Annotated in this window: 11 protein-coding genes, 1 pseudogene and 1 CRISPR repeat array; of the genes and pseudogenes, 10 read left to right on the top strand and 2 right to left on the bottom strand. The window is 54.1% G+C overall.

Going from position 1 to position 13,282, the window contains the following annotated elements:
- The first annotated feature begins 222 nt into the window (after positions 1 to 222).
- The 7 genes from cas3 to cas2 are packed head-to-tail and all read left to right on the top strand — an operon-like array spanning position 223 to position 7,666.
- On the top strand, positions 223 to 2,367 hold the full coding sequence (cas3, locus tag SOR61_RS01995; RefSeq protein WP_320611023.1) for a CRISPR-associated helicase Cas3': 2,145 nt from the start codon (positions 223 to 225) through the stop codon (positions 2,365 to 2,367).
- A 26-nt stretch (positions 2,368 to 2,393) separates the two neighbouring features.
- Entirely contained in the window at positions 2,394 to 3,056 is a 663-nt protein-coding gene (gene cas5c / locus SOR61_RS02000; RefSeq protein WP_320611024.1) for a type I-C CRISPR-associated protein Cas5c, read from the top strand.
- Positions 3,053 to 4,786, top strand: a complete 1,734-nt coding sequence (gene cas8c / locus SOR61_RS02005; RefSeq protein ID WP_320611025.1) for a type I-C CRISPR-associated protein Cas8c/Csd1 — start codon at positions 3,053 to 3,055, stop codon at positions 4,784 to 4,786. The genes cas5c and cas8c overlap by 4 nt, the downstream gene beginning before the upstream one ends.
- Position 4,787: 1 nt before the next feature.
- Complete coding sequence (cas7c, locus tag SOR61_RS02010) at positions 4,788 to 5,681, top strand: type I-C CRISPR-associated protein Cas7/Csd2 (protein WP_320611026.1); 894 nt, start codon at positions 4,788 to 4,790, stop codon at positions 5,679 to 5,681.
- Positions 5,678 to 6,340, top strand: a complete 663-nt coding sequence (gene cas4 / locus SOR61_RS02015) for a CRISPR-associated protein Cas4 (protein WP_320611027.1) — start codon at positions 5,678 to 5,680, stop codon at positions 6,338 to 6,340. Before cas7c ends, cas4 begins: the two co-directional genes overlap by 4 nt.
- Complete coding sequence (cas1c, locus tag SOR61_RS02020) at positions 6,337 to 7,368, top strand: type I-C CRISPR-associated endonuclease Cas1c (RefSeq protein ID WP_320611028.1); 1,032 nt, start codon at positions 6,337 to 6,339, stop codon at positions 7,366 to 7,368. Before cas4 ends, cas1c begins: the two co-directional genes overlap by 4 nt.
- Before the next feature lie 7 nt (positions 7,369 to 7,375).
- A complete protein-coding gene (gene cas2, locus SOR61_RS02025) occupies positions 7,376 to 7,666 on the top strand; it encodes a CRISPR-associated endonuclease Cas2 (protein ID WP_320611029.1) in 291 nt (96 codons plus the stop codon).
- Positions 7,667 to 7,837: 171 nt separating this feature from the next.
- Positions 7,838 to 8,213: direct repeats of the CRISPR family, unit length 33 nt; unit sequence GTCGCTCCCCGCACGGGGAGCGTGGATTGAAAT.
- 314 nt (positions 8,214 to 8,527) lie between these two features.
- Here cas2 and SOR61_RS02030 read toward each other — a convergent pair.
- Both SOR61_RS02030 and SOR61_RS02035 read right to left on the bottom strand, forming a co-directional pair.
- A pseudogene (locus SOR61_RS02030) lies at positions 8,528 to 8,638 on the bottom strand (sporulation transcriptional regulator SpoIIID); the annotation flags it as partial.
- A 129-nt stretch (positions 8,639 to 8,767) separates the two neighbouring features.
- Positions 8,768 to 9,310: a stage V sporulation T C-terminal domain-containing protein gene (locus SOR61_RS02035; protein WP_320611030.1), complete on the bottom strand. Its 543-nt coding sequence runs from the start codon at positions 9,308 to 9,310 to the stop codon at positions 8,768 to 8,770.
- 275 nt (positions 9,311 to 9,585) lie between these two features.
- Here SOR61_RS02035 and SOR61_RS02040 point away from each other — a divergent pair, with 275 nt between their 5' ends.
- From SOR61_RS02040 to SOR61_RS02050, 3 genes are read left to right on the top strand one after another with little or no spacing between them, the layout of a single operon-like run.
- Positions 9,586 to 11,604, top strand: a complete 2,019-nt coding sequence (locus SOR61_RS02040) for a hypothetical protein (protein ID WP_320611031.1) — start codon at positions 9,586 to 9,588, stop codon at positions 11,602 to 11,604.
- Positions 11,501 to 11,794: a HAMP domain-containing sensor histidine kinase gene (locus SOR61_RS02045; protein ID WP_320611032.1), complete on the top strand. Its 294-nt coding sequence runs from the start codon at positions 11,501 to 11,503 to the stop codon at positions 11,792 to 11,794. The genes SOR61_RS02040 and SOR61_RS02045 overlap by 104 nt, the downstream gene beginning before the upstream one ends.
- Positions 11,791 to 13,164 carry an S-layer homology domain-containing protein gene (locus SOR61_RS02050; protein ID WP_320611033.1) on the top strand — a complete coding sequence of 458 codons (1,374 nt, stop codon included), beginning with the start codon at positions 11,791 to 11,793 and terminating at the stop codon, positions 13,162 to 13,164. The genes SOR61_RS02045 and SOR61_RS02050 overlap by 4 nt, the downstream gene beginning before the upstream one ends.
- The last annotated feature ends 118 nt before the right edge of the window (positions 13,165 to 13,282 follow it).

Consider the following 13,282-nt stretch of genomic DNA (forward strand, 5'->3'; position numbering starts at 1 on the left):
AAAGTATGCAGAGAGATCCGACACCTCTGACTTCAAGGGGTTTCTTCTGCGCACAAAAGAAGTCCCCAAACGCTTTGCTGACCCTGGAAGAAAAAGTTGTATTTTGCTGTTGAACAGTGATATACTAAAATAAATATAATTATATATGGATGTTGATTTGCCTTTAAAGCCATCAGATACCCTTTTGTCATATGGATTTTTCAAAATGAAAGGAGTTTCAGCATGGAATCTTCTCCTTATCTGGCTCATCTGACAACAGAAGGACAGTCGCAGTCTGTCTTGGAACATTTGCATGGAACAGCCTCCTTAGCAAAGGACTTTGCTCGTCCCTTTGGCGGTGAGGAGCAGGCCGAGCTGGCGGGGCTTGCCCACGATATCGGAAAATACAGCACAGCATTTCAAAAGCGGCTCCTTGGAGGGGCAAGAGTGGATCACTCCACCGCGGGTACCGTGGAGTGCTTTAGGCGCAGACAGATGTTTGCTGCCTTTGCTGTGGCGGGTCATCACGGCGGCCTGCCCAATGGCGGTAATCGGTTGGACGGGGCAGAACAAGCTACTTTTTGGGGACGCATCAAACGTGGAGAACGTGGGATGCTGGAGCCCTATGACAGATGGGTGCGAGAGGTAGCGCTGCCCCAGGCCGGAGTCCCGGACTTTGTCATGAAAAAATCTGGGTTGGAATTGATGTTTTTTACCCGGATGCTCTATTCCTGTCTGGTGGATGCCGACTTTTTGGACACAGAGGCTTTTATGGAGGGGCAACGCCGGGAGGCTTGTACGGTTTCCATAGACGATCTTTGGGAAAGACTCCAAAGCTATATCTCAGGCTGGTTTCCGCCTAAGGGAGAGCTGAACTGCCGGCGCTGTGAGATTCTGGAGCGGTGTATGAGGGAGGGAGAAGGCCAGTTGCCCGGTCTGTTTTCCCTCACAGTCCCCACCGGCGGCGGAAAAACGGTGGCATCCCTGGCCTTTGCCCTGGCCCACGCAAAAAAGCATGGCCTGCGGCGGGTAATTTATGTGATCCCCTATACTTCCATCATCGAGCAGACGGCGGAGGTGTTCCGCAGCATACTGGGCACGGAAAATGTGTTGGACCACCACTCCAACAGGCTCTATGATCTGGAGGGAGAGGCCAGCCCTGAAACGGTTCGTCTGGCAAAAGCCACAGAAAACTGGGATATGCCGGTCATTGTGACAACAGCAGTCCAGTTTTTTGAATCCCTGTACGCCTGCCGATCCTCCCAGTGCCGCAAGCTTCATCATATTGCTGGCAGTGTGGTGATTTTTGACGAGGCTCAGATGATGCCGATACCTTATCTGCGTCCCTGTGTCTGGGCAATTTCTCAATTGGTGAAAAACTATGGCGTTTCTGCTGTTCTCTGTACGGCAACCCAGCCTGCACTGAAGCCGCGCTTTCAGGAATTTCTGCCGTCAGTCCCCGTACGGGAAATCTGCTTGCCGGAGACCTGCCAGTGGGAGGTTTTTCGCCGGACGATCTTCCGGAAGGAGGGGCACCTCACCTGGGAGGCGCTGGCGAAAAGGCTCAACGCCCATCATCAGGTCTTGTGTATTGTAAACACCAGAAAAGCCGCTCAAGCGGTATACGAACGGCTGGAGGAGGAGGGTAGCTTTCACCTCTCAACGCTAATGTATCCCGATCACCGGAAACGGCAGCTTGCAGAGATCCGCCTCCGTCTCAAGGAGGGACTTCCCTGCCGGGTGGTATCTACCTCCTTGATGGAAGCCGGTGTGGATGTAGATTTTCCGGCGGTGTTCCGGGAGCTTGCTGGTCTCGACTCGATTTTGCAAGCTGCCGGTCGGTGCAACCGGGAGGGAAAAAGATCCCGGGAGGAGAGTATTGTCCATATTTTTGAGGGAGAAGAAAAAGAACCTCCGCTGTTTTCTGCGGCTATCAGTGCGGGAAGAGAGGCAATGTCCCGCCATGAGGACATTGCCTCCCAGGAAGCCATTCACGACTATTTCTCGCAGCTTCTGGATATCAAGGGAGAAGCCGCCTGGGATGAAAAAAATATCCTGTGGCTGATCCAGTCGGAATTTTTCCCGTTTCGCACGGTAGCGGAGAACTTCCATCTCATTGACAATTCCACCCGGACGCTCTACATTCCGCTGGGAGAAGGTGCGGCACTTGTTGAGCAGCTACGAGCCGGTGCAGGCAGTCGGAAGTTGTTCCGGCAGCTGGGGCAATATGGCGTATCTATCTATGAAAAGCACTTTTCCGCTCTGGAAGAAGCCGGAGATCTTGAGATTTTGGAGGATGGTTCTGTGATTTTAAAAAATATAGCGCTTTACTCTGAGAAAACCGGCCTCTCCCTGGAGGCGGACAGCGGAAAGGCGCTGTTTATATAAACTACGATGAGAAAGGAGTGACGCCAATGTCTATAAAACTGGAAGTATGGGGAGACTACGCGCTCTTTACCCGTCCGGAAATGAAGGTGGAGCGGGTGAGCTACGATGTGATGACGCCATCGGCAGCCAGGGGATTGGTCGAAGCAATCTATTGGCACCCCGGTCTGCGGTGGTATATCGACCGTATTCATGTCTGTGCGCCTCTTCGTTTTTCCAACCTGCGGCGCAACGAGGTGAAATCCACCGTTTCTGCCCGTTCTGCCCGCACGGTGATGGAGCGGGGGAAAGGAGAGCTGTACCTCAGTACCTCTGAGGACATTCAGCAGCGGGCAGCTCTGCTGCTGCGGGATGTCCGCTATGTGATCGAAGCCCATTTTGAGATGACGGAGAAGGCCGCAGCGGGGGACAACCCGGGAAAATTTCAGGATATTGTGAAGCGGCGCATCAGAAAAGGGCAGTTTTATCACCAGCCATGCTTTGGCTGCCGGGAGTTTCCCGCCCAGTTTCGTCTGTGTGAGGAGCTGCCGCCCTGCCCGGAGGAGCTGAAGGGAGAGCGGGATCTGGGCTGGATGCTCTACGATATGGATTATTCCGACCCGGAGAATATCACCCCTCTCTTTTTCCGGGGAATCCTGCGGGACGGCGTGCTGGATGTGCCGCCCTGGGACAGTGAGGAGGTGCGGCGATGATCTTGCAGGCACTGACGGAATACTATAAGACCCTGGCGGACAGCGGCAAGATCTCTCCGCCCGGCTGGGGAAAGGTCAAAGTTTCTTATGCCCTGTGTATCGGAGCAGATGGGGCGCTCCAACAGGTGGTTTCTGTCCAGACAGAACAGACCAAGGGGAAAAAGACCGTGCTGGCACCCCAGCTTATGAAGTTGCCTGCTCCGGTGAAGCGTACCGTGGGCATTGCCTCTAATTTCCTTTGTGACACATCCAGTTATCTACTGGGTATTGACAATAAGGGAAAGCCTCAGCGGGCTTTGGACTGTTTTCAGGCGTGCAGAGAGCTGCATGAAAAGCTCCTTGCAGAGACAGATACACCCGCTGCCCGGGCAGTCCTTGCTTTTTTCCGGACATGGCAGCCGGAACAGGCTGCCAGTCACCCAGCGCTGGCCACCTGTTGGGAGGACATCATCAGCGGCAGCAACCTTGTGTTCCGGTATGATGGAGCGTTCGTCCATAAAGACCCCATGCTTTGTAAAGCCTGGGACAATCACTATCAGGCAGCAGAGGACGGGCCGCAGATGGTCTGTCTGGTTACTGGAGAACGGGGCCCGGTAGAGAATATCCACCCATCTATTAAAAATGTGCAGGGGGCACAGTCCAGTGGAGCAGCCTTGGTATCGTTCAATGCACCGGCCTTCTGCTCCTACGGAAAAGAGCAGAATTTGAATGCGCCCACCAGAAAATACGCCTCTTTTGCCTATACCAGCGCCCTTAATCATCTGCTTTCCGATCGGGAGCACGTCTATCGCATGGGAGATGCTACGGTAGTCTGCTGGGCAAAGAACGGCGGAGATGTCTACCAGAATATGATGGGGTGGATGTTCTTCGGGCAGGAGCTATCCTATACGCTGACGGATTTACAGGGCGCATTGAAGAATCTGTGCATAGGAAACGCAGTGGAGCTGGACGGGGAGCGGCTGGACCCGAATATGGAGGTTTACATCCTGGGGCTTTCTCCCAATGCTGCCCGTCTTTCCGTACGCTTCTTCCTGCGCAACAGCTTTGGGGCGTTTCTCCGTAATGCCCAGGCTCACCAGCAGCGGCTGGAGATCGTGAAACCTGCCTACGATAAGTTTGATACCATCCCCATGTGGAAGCTGCTGGATGAGACCGTCAATCAGAACAACCGGGACAAGACCCCGGTACCCAATATGGCCGGCGAGGTACTTCGGGCGATCCTCACCGATACCCGCTACCCGGCGACACTGCTGAACGGCGTAGCACTGCGGATTCGGGCAGAGTGTTCCATTACCCGGGGCCGTGCCGCTATCTTGAAAGCATACTATTTGAAAAATGCACATCCTGATGTACCAAAGGAGGTTTTGACCGTGTCCCTCAATCCTGAAAGCGCCCATGTACCCTATACCTTGGGGCGGCTGTTCTCTGTACTGGAAGCCATACAGTCCAGCGCAAACCCCGGAATCAATGCCACTATTAAGGATAAGTATTTTAATGCGGCCTCTGCTACGCCGGCGATTGTCTTCCCGGGGCTTTTGAACCTGGCACAAAAGCATATGAAAAAGCTGGATTCCGGACTTCGTATACACTATGACAAGCAGATCGCCGAACTGCTCTCCAAGCTGGGAGAGAGCTATCCCCCTCGTATGAATCTGCCTCAGCAGGGATCGTTCCAGCTGGGCTATTACCATCAGACCCAGGCCCGTTTTGAGAAAAAGGAGGAAAAGTAAGATGTCTGAACCGATTAGGAACCGCTATGAATTTGTTATTCTCTTCGATGTGGAAAACGGAAACCCCAACGGGGACCCTGACGCCGGCAATATGCCCCGAGTCGACCCGGAAACCGGTCTTGGCATTGTGACTGATGTGTGCCTCAAGCGGAAGATCCGCAACTATGTGGAGACAGTGAAGGAGGATGCCGCCGGCTACCGTATCTATGTGAAGGACGCAGTTCCTCTCAATCGCAGCGACGCAGAGGCTTATACGGCGCTGGATGTTACTGAGAAAACGGTGAAGGAGAAAAAGAAGGCAGATCCTGATCTCGACAGAAAGATTCGTGACTGGATGTGCAAAAACTTCTATGATATCCGTACTTTTGGTGCAGTAATGACTACTTTTGTAAAAGCTGCCTTGAATTGTGGTCAGGTGCGGGGACCGGTGCAGCTGGGCTTTGCACGGAGTGTGGAGCCGGTGGTGCCTCAGGAAGTCACGATTACCCGTGTAGCAATCACCACAGAAGCAGATGCAGAAAAGAAAGGTACGGAGATGGGGCGGAAGTACATCGTTCCCTATGGCCTCTACCGCTGTGAGGGGTATATTTCTGCCAATCTGGCCCGGAAGACTACCGGCTTTTCCGAGGGAGACCTCTCTCTTCTGTGGGAGGCTATTCTCAATATGTTTGAACATGACCACTCCGCTGCCCGGGGCAAAATGGCAGTGCGGGAGCTGATCGTCTTCAAACACGACAGCGAGCTGGGCTGCGCTCCTGCATGGAAGCTCTTTGACGCTGTGACAGTCAGCCGGAAAGATGCGGATGCTGCTCCTGCCCGTTCCTATCAGGACTATGTTGTCACAGTGGATGAAGCGGCCCTGCCTGCCGGTGTTACCTGTCAGCGCATGGGGTGATCTACTGCGAGGAGGACTTCCTCCAGCTGTCCGGTTTGCAGCACTTTGCTTTCTGCCGCCGCCAGTGGGCACTGATCCATATTGAACGGCAGTGGCAGGAGAATCTGCGTACCGTGGAAAGGGATCTGTTCCACCATCGGGCCCACAACGGCGAGGCCCGGGAACGGCGGGGAAACCTCCTGATTTTGCGAGACCTTTCCATAGTGTCTCCGACGCTGGGGATCTCCGGTAAATGTGATGTGGTAGAGTTTCACCAGGATTCCGGCGGTGTGCCGCTCTATGGGGAAGAGGGGCTGTGGTCTCCCTTCCCTGTGGAGTATAAGCGGGGAGCGCCAAAAACCCACCAGGCAGACGAGCTGCAGCTGTGCGCCCAGGCCATGTGCCTGGAGGAGATGCTTTGCTGCACCGTTGCGGAAGGAGCGCTCTTCTATGGCGAGACCCGGCGGCGGGTATCCGTTCTCTTCACACCAGAGCTGAGACAGCAAGTGCACACGATGACAGAGGAGATGCACCAGCTCAGCCGCCGCGGATACACGCCGAAAGCAAAACCGTCCAAAGGGTGTAACGCCTGTTCCTTGAAAGAACTTTGTCTGCCTGCCTTGATGAAAGGGAAAGACGTGGAGCAGTATCTGCGTCAGGCCATGGAGGAGGAACCATGAGACATCTGCTTAACACGCTGTTTGTCACCTCAGAGGACATCTATCTCTCTCTGGATGGCGAAAATGTAGTAGCCAACCGGGAGAAAACCGTGGTGGCACGCTACCCGCTCCACACGTTATCCGCCATTCTCTCCTTTGCCTATCCGGGGGCCTCACCGGCTCTGATGGGGGCCTGTGCCCAGCGGGGGATCTCTCTTTCCTTTTGCACGCCAAGAGGGAAGTTTCTGGCGAGGGTTACCGGTGAGGCCAATGGGAATGTGCTCCTGCGGCGTACCCAGTACCGGATTGCGGATGACCCGGCCCAGAGCTGCACCATTGCCCGTGCCATGGTGTTTGGAAAAGTCCATAACGCCCGGTGGAGCATCGAGCGCACCCGTCGGGATCATGGGCTTCGGGTGGATGACCAGCGCTTAGCCGAGGTGTCCAGTCAATTAAAAGCCCTGCTGCCTCAGCTTTTGGAGGAAACAGAGCTCAGCAGCCTTCGGGGGCTGGAGGGAGCCGGGGCAACCGCCTATTTCAGTGTATTTGATCAGCTGATTTTGGGAGACCGGAGCACCTTCCGCTTTACGACCCGCAGCCGTCGACCGCCCCTTGATCCGGTAAATGCGCTGTTGTCTTTTGCCTACAGTCTGCTGTCCCACGACTGCGCCTGGGCGCTGGAGAGCGTTGGACTGGACTCCTATGTGGGGTTTCTTCACCGGGACAGACCGGGACGCAGTTCCCTTGCCCTTGATCTTATGGAGGAACTTCGGCCCTGCGTGGCGGATCGTTTTGTATTGACCTGTATCAACAATCGTATGTTTCGGGAAAAGGACTTTACCTATCGTGAGAATGGCGGTGTTTTTCTGAGTGAGGACGGACGCCGATTGTTTTTGCAGCGCTGGCAGGAGCGCAAAAAAGAGACGTTGACCCACCCATTTTTGAGAGAGAAGATCCCGTGGGGACTGGTACCTTATTTACAGGCGCTGCTTTTGGTACGATACCTGAGAGGCGATCTCAAAGCCTATCCGCCTTTTTTGTGGAAGTGAGGATGCTATGCTGGTACTGATTACATACGATGTCAATACAGAGGATGCCGCCGGACGAAAACGCCTGCGGCAGATTGCAAAGCAATGTGTCAATTACGGTCAGCGAGTGCAATGTTCTGTGTTTGAGTGTCTGTTGGACACGGCGCAATGCAAGTTGCTGCAGGCAAAGCTGCTGTCCATTATGAACCAGGAAAAGGATAGCCTACGCTTCTATTACCTTGGAAAACGCTACGAAAATAAAATCGAGCATTTTGGCTGCAAATCTTCCTATATGCCGGAGGATCCGCTGATTTTGTAAAAGTGCGAAGTATCAGCGCACATAAAAGATCTGGGAGGTTCGCACCGAAAAAGCGCTCCATTTTGCCGTGTAAAGAAGGTAGGGTTTGACAACTCTCCTGGCAAGACGTTAAAATTTAGCTATAGTCTATAAGTTCGCAGGTATGCATTTATGCATTTATGCATATCTGCCGTCGCTCCCCGCACGGGGAGCGTGGATTGAAATCGATTACGTGTACTGCATTGAAGGGAAACACGGTGGTCGCTCCCCGCACGGGGAGCGTGGATTGAAATGGAAGGCATCCCTGAACTATGTCCCCCTGGAAGATTGGTCGCTCCCCGCACGGGGAGCGTGGATTGAAATCAAGTTTTGCCCTCGCTGCGGCGCACAGATCCGTGGTCGCTCCCCGCACGGGGAGCGTGGATTGAAATCTTTTTTACATTTGAGTGTCCATGCTCAATGAGATGCGTCGCTCCCCGCACGGGGAGCGTGGATTGAAATCAGTTCGGCAGCAAGACGGATATCATCGCTGTCCGTCGCTCCCCGCACGGGGAGCGTGGATTGAAATAAGCCTTTTTGGCTTTAATTGTTGTGCGGGTGACTGGTTGCTCCACGCAAGGAGAGTATGGGTTGAAATAAGGAACCGGTTAAAAATGCTGTAGTGGATCGTACCTGTGCTGCCTCCCATAGGGAGCATAGTATGAAACATCACTTGATGTAATGGGGCGGAGTGGCACCTCGCCGCCTGTATAGGGAGTATAACGACAACAGCGCCTGCCAGTCTATCAACCGGCGGGCGCTGTGCTGTAAACCATTATTTTTGGTTGACGGTTCCTCCTTGCTTTTCTTAATCTACTACCCAAACGAACCGTTCTAATTTATCACTTCTGTATGTACCGTTGACTTGCTGATGCCGAACTGCTTTGCCGCAGCCCGGACCGTCGCCTTGTGTTCGATGATATAGAGGGCCAGATCGCAGGCGCGTTCTTCCATGTCAGTCCGCAAGTTCTACCACTCCCAACATTGTCCGTGTCACCACTGTATGCAGCAGGGAGCGGGTTTATGAAGAGAGAACCGTCTGCCGGGGCAGAAGCTCCTCCGGCAGACGGTTCCGGGGAGAGATCACCCTTCCATATGCCGCCCCAGAAACCCGGCGATGGTCTGGGCCAGCTTGTATTCCGTGTCGCTGACAGTCAGGGACTCCTTGGGGCAGAGGAAGACCACGCAGCCCAGCACGTCCCCTTCCGAGAGGATGGGAGCGGCGGTGGAGACCAGGTAGCGGTCAGTGTAGTCGCTCACCGGGATGGGAGGGATCCCCTCCTGGTACTGGTAGATCTGCCGGGCCTCCATGACCTGGGCCAGGGCAGGGGAGATGGTCTTGTCGGTGAGTTCCTTCCGCCCTCCGCCTGCTACGGAGATGCAGGCGTCCCGGTCGGTGATGGTGACCATCTTCCCGGTGGATTTGTAGAGGGATTCGCGGAGCTGGGCGGAGAAATCACCCAGACCACCCATGAGCGAGTATTTTTTAAAGACCACGCCGCCGTCGCTGCTGGTGAAGATCTCCAGCGGGTCTCCCTCCCGGATCCGCATGGTGCGGCGGATCTCCTTGGGGATGACCACCCGGCCCAGGTCATCAATGCGTCGGACAATACCGGTAGCTTTCATAGTACAAAACTCCTTGCATGTGTGAATTTGCTGTGGGGATAGTGTCTGCATTTGATGGAGAAATATGCAGGGATTGGGAGGGGTGGGACTCAGAACGTCTGCTGCGCCTCCGAAAGGCGGCCAGAGGAGGGATCTCAAAAGATGAGGGTGCCATTGTTGAAATGAGGGGGCTCATCCGGTATAATGATGAAAATACCACAAAGAAACGTGGGAAATAGAAAATGAGGCAGGTAGACAAAGGCCTTTCTTATCAGAGCCCGCCAAAGGAGGAACGTATGAAAAAACGATTGTGTAGTCTACTGATTGCGATAATTATGGTATTATCACTAATGCCCGCAAATGCGATAGCAGTTGAAGGCAAGGGAACGAATGATGTGCCTAGCTCGACAGTGGAGACGAGAGAAAATAGCAAGGAATATCAAGGGCCAGTGATTTCCTGCACAGAAGGTAATGTGGCAGATAAGGTAAAACTAGAAGCTTCCTATGGGAGTGACGGAAAAAGACAATCCATTGTGATCAAGGAGAGCGGTGACTATACGATTTCCGGCACATGGAACACCTCTATCTGGGACGAATATGCACAAATGGGTGCAGTATTGATCATAGACACCAATGTCGAAGCGAATATTACTTTGCATAAGGTGAATATACGGTCGGATCAAGCTGCTGCCTCAAATTCGGGGAGTTCCGGTATCTGCTGTAAGGATGGGTCCAAAGTCACTCTGACATTAGATGGAGAAAATACAATATATGGACAGTACAAGCCTGCGATAGAACTCCAAGGTGCTGCTGATGTGACCATTACAGGTGATGGCTCATTAACTGCTGTATGCGGAAAAAAAGGAAGCGAAGATGGAAGAGGACCAGGTATTGGTGTGTTTAACGATGGAGGCGGCACCTTAAAAATCTATGGTGGTACGATTAAGGCTACCGGCGATTTGCAAGCTACGGGTAGCCCTGGAGGTGCAGGAATCGGAGACAATGGCATTAGTAACAGTGCTGTCCTTGAAAAAATCATCATTGAAGAAAGAGATAACCATACAATCAACCTGACAGCAATAGGCGGCAGAGGTGCTCCGGGTATTGGCAGCAATACTTCCGGCTCTACATCTGACACCCAAATCATCATTCGCTCTGGTAGGATTATTGCCAAAGGTGGAGAAGTAAACAACTATTACGGAGGGCCGGGTATTGGCGGCGGGGACAATTGGATCAGTTCATCCATTTCTCCCGGTGCTCCTGAAGCCCAGATTGATATTTCGGGAGGTAATATTACTGCTGAAGGAACAGACGGCGGTGCAGGTATTGGCGGCGGTTATAGAAGTGCTCCAAGCATTCATATTACAGGTGGTGACATCAGAGCTACTGGTGGTCCCTGGGGTGCGGGGATTGGGGCAGGGGTATCTGCTCAAGGCGGAAACATCGACATTACCGGAGGTAAGATCACTGCTGTTGGCAAAAGCGGCAGTGCAGGTGTTGGCGGCGGCTACTATGGAACGGGAATGAAGATAGCAATTGGTGGTAACACAGATATAATTGCTATCGGTAGTGATTCAGGAGAGGGCATAGGCGCAGGTAGTGACGGATCTATTGAGGAACTTGTCTTTTCTGGTACACCAAACATCATAGCGGGAGCACAGAATGGGTTAGCTGTTTCGGAGAAGGCGGCGGTATCCGGATTTTCAATCCTCAATGGACAGTTCAAAGATGTGCTGCCTGATTCTATCTTTATTCAGGATAAGGATGGAAAAATCATTAAAGAACACAAAAATCTTGGAACGCTTAAGCTGAAATCAATTGCTTACAGCTTGCAAAACAAAGAGCAAACCTTGTTGGTGGGACAGACTAACGGGACGTTTGCCTGTGTTTCTGAAAATGAGCAAGATGTCTTTGAGTGGAATGCAGCTGATAGCCCACCGGGTGGACCAGGAGACCCCGGAGAACCTGCGGACCATCCACCAGGAGGCCATGCGTCTGGCGGATCTGGTTTCCAGCCTTATGGACTACTCCTACGGCAGCCGGCGGGAGGAGACCTTTGCCCCCGTGGAGCTGGAGGACCTGCTGCAGCGGGTCCGGGCGATTTGTACCCCCATGTGCCTCAAGAACCAGAACCGGGTGGTCCTGGCAGAGGAGACCGGGGGGAGCCTGTACGGCAGCGAAGAGATGCTCCTGCAAATTTTTATCAATCTGGTGGGAAACGCCAACCGGCACACCCGGAACGGGACCATTACCATCCGGGCCTCGGCGGTGGAGGACCCAGCCTTTGTGGTCTTCCGGGTGGAGGACACCGGTGAGGGCATCCAGCCGGAGCTGCTGCCCCATCTCTTTGAGAAGGGGACCAGCGGCGACGGAAGCAGCGGCCTGGGTCTGGCCATCTGCCGGGAGGCGGTGGAGGCCCACGGCGGACAGCTGAACCTGGAGCAGACCGGACCGTCGGGCACGGTGTTTGTCTTTACCGTGCAGAGAGAGAAGGGGGAGACATGAGCAGAATTCTTTTGGTGGAGGATGGAGGCGTCAACTACAACGACTACGTGATCACAGTTATCCTAACTGGCACTTGTAGGAAAGTACCCTCCGGTGCGCCCAATCTTAGCACCACCACTATCACCTATGGTCAGTCGCTCAGCGCCATCACTCTCTCTGGAGCTATGCAGGATGGAGAGGAGGCCGTGCCAGGAACCTTTACCTGGGATGCACCTGATACTATGCCCGCCGCAGGCAGATATGAGGCTCAGTGGACATTTACTCCAGATAACAGCGATTTGTATGCGTCAGTGCAAGGAAGTGCTGCCATCACAGTGAATAAGGCGACTCCCACTGGTGAGCCCCGATACACTTCCATTACCAGCGGTGGCAAGACCTTGGCCGATGCTGGTCTTACCACCGAGGGCGGTACTTTCTCTGTAAAGGGTACCGTGACTTGGGAGCTGGACAACACAACGGAGGTTAAGGCTAACACCAGCTACAAATGGATTTTTACCCCCGAAGATAGCCATAACTATAACAGCATTTCCGGAAGCATTGAACTTTGGCACAAGAGTCTCCCCAGCGGCAGCGCCATCACCGTTCTGCCCACTGACAACGGCACCGTCACCTGCTACGCCAAGGGCGCAGAGCAGGGGGCAACGGTGACCGTGAACGTGAAGCCCCAGGGGGGCTATCACCTGGACAAGCTGGTGGTCACCGACGCCAAGGGCAACGTCATCGACGTGAAGCAGGAGAGCTACGGCACCTACACCTTTGTGATGCCTGCCTCCAAGGTGACCATTGAGGGCGTGTTTGTGAAGAACAGCCCCGAAGTGCTGCCCTTCACCGATGTGAAACCCACCGACTGGTTCTACAATTCTGTGAAGTACGTCTATGACAAGGGCCTCATGGACGGCGTGGAGGGAGGCCAGTTTGCCCCCAACGCCACCCTGAACCGGGCCATGCTGGTGACCATCCTGTACCGTCTGGACGGTCAGCCTGCGGTGAGCGGTGACATGCCCTTCGAAGACGTGCCCGCAGGCACCTGGTACACCAACGCGGTGAAGTGGGCCTCGGACAACGGTATCGTCAACGGCGTGGAAGGAAACCGGTTTGCCCCCAGCGGCGACCTGACCAGGGAACAGATGTCCGCCATTCTGTACCGTTACGCTCAGTACAAGAAGTGGGACGTGTCCGCTTCCGCTGATCTGACTGCCTTCGTGGACGGCGATAAGACCTCCCCCTGGGCAGCCGACGCCATGAAATGGGCGGTAGGCGCTGGGCTCATCAACGGTCTGGAAGGCAACACCCTGGCACCTCAGGGCACGTCCACCCGGGCCCAGGTGTCTACTGTGCTCATGCGGTTCTGCGAGAATATTGTGAAATAACATACGACCAAACGAAAAAAGAGAGAGGCAGCTTGCCTCTCTCTTTTTTGCTCTTCCCCGGAAAATTTTCTGTGGGGAGGGGAAGAGATAACCGATGTGAATGACGGCGGAGAGAAAC

The organism is Evtepia sp., from assembly GCF_034090835.1.
Classification (GTDB): domain Bacteria; phylum Bacillota; class Clostridia; order Oscillospirales; family Oscillospiraceae; genus Evtepia.

Excerpts from the sequence above, each read along its gene's own strand:
- SOR61_RS02035 (WP_320611030.1), bottom strand. The coding sequence starts at position 9,310 with ATGAAAGCTACCGGTATTGTCCGACGCATTGATGACCTGGGCCGGGTG.
- cas2 (WP_320611029.1), top strand. The coding sequence starts at position 7,376 with ATGCTGGTACTGATTACATACGATGTCAATACAGAGGATGCCGCCGGA.
- SOR61_RS02050 (WP_320611033.1), top strand. The coding sequence starts at position 11,791 with ATGAGCAGAATTCTTTTGGTGGAGGATGGAGGCGTCAACTACAACGAC.
- cas1c (WP_320611028.1), top strand. The coding sequence starts at position 6,337 with ATGAGACATCTGCTTAACACGCTGTTTGTCACCTCAGAGGACATCTAT.
- cas5c (WP_320611024.1), top strand. The coding sequence starts at position 2,394 with ATGTCTATAAAACTGGAAGTATGGGGAGACTACGCGCTCTTTACCCGT.
- cas7c (WP_320611026.1), top strand. The coding sequence starts at position 4,788 with ATGTCTGAACCGATTAGGAACCGCTATGAATTTGTTATTCTCTTCGAT.
- cas3 (WP_320611023.1), top strand. The coding sequence starts at position 223 with ATGGAATCTTCTCCTTATCTGGCTCATCTGACAACAGAAGGACAGTCG.
- cas8c (WP_320611025.1), top strand. The coding sequence starts at position 3,053 with ATGATCTTGCAGGCACTGACGGAATACTATAAGACCCTGGCGGACAGC.
- SOR61_RS02040 (WP_320611031.1), top strand. The coding sequence starts at position 9,586 with ATGAAAAAACGATTGTGTAGTCTACTGATTGCGATAATTATGGTATTA.